Origin of the sequence: Streptomyces caelestis (assembly GCF_001279005.1) — a bacterium.
Taxonomy (GTDB): domain Bacteria; phylum Actinomycetota; class Actinomycetes; order Streptomycetales; family Streptomycetaceae; genus Streptomyces; species Streptomyces heliomycini.
The window spans coordinates 1-391 of sequence record NZ_LGCN01000083.1; the positions used below are offsets into that span (position 1 = coordinate 1).

Below are 391 nucleotides of genomic sequence, written 5' to 3' on the forward strand. Positions count from 1 at the left end.
GACGTCGTACACACGCTCGGGCGGTTTCCTGCACGACGCAGGGGACTTCGACCCCGAGTTCTTCGGGATGAGTCCGCGGGAGGCGGTGGCGACGGACGCGCAGCAGCGGCTGCTGCTGGAGGCGACGTGGGAGGCGATCGAGCGGGCCGGGATGGACCCGGTCTCGCTGCGGGGCAGCCGGACCGGCGTCTTCGCCGGCGTCATGTATCACGACTACGCAAACCTTCTGACCGGCCCCGAGTTCGAGGGCTACCAGGGGAGCGGCAGCGCGGGCAGTGTGGCGTCGGGCCGGGTGGCGTACACGTTCGGGTTCGAGGGTCCTGCGGTGACGGTGGACACGGCGTGTTCGTCGTCGTTGGTGGCGTTGCACTGGGCGGCGCAGGCGTTGCGG

At 70.6% G+C, this 391-nt stretch carries 1 protein-coding gene; it reads left to right on the plus strand.

What is annotated here, in order from left to right; all coding sequences use genetic code 11:
* The coding region (locus ADK41_RS08225) for a beta-ketoacyl synthase N-terminal-like domain-containing protein (protein ID WP_159043949.1) at positions 1 to 391 on the plus strand (391 nt) is incomplete at both ends.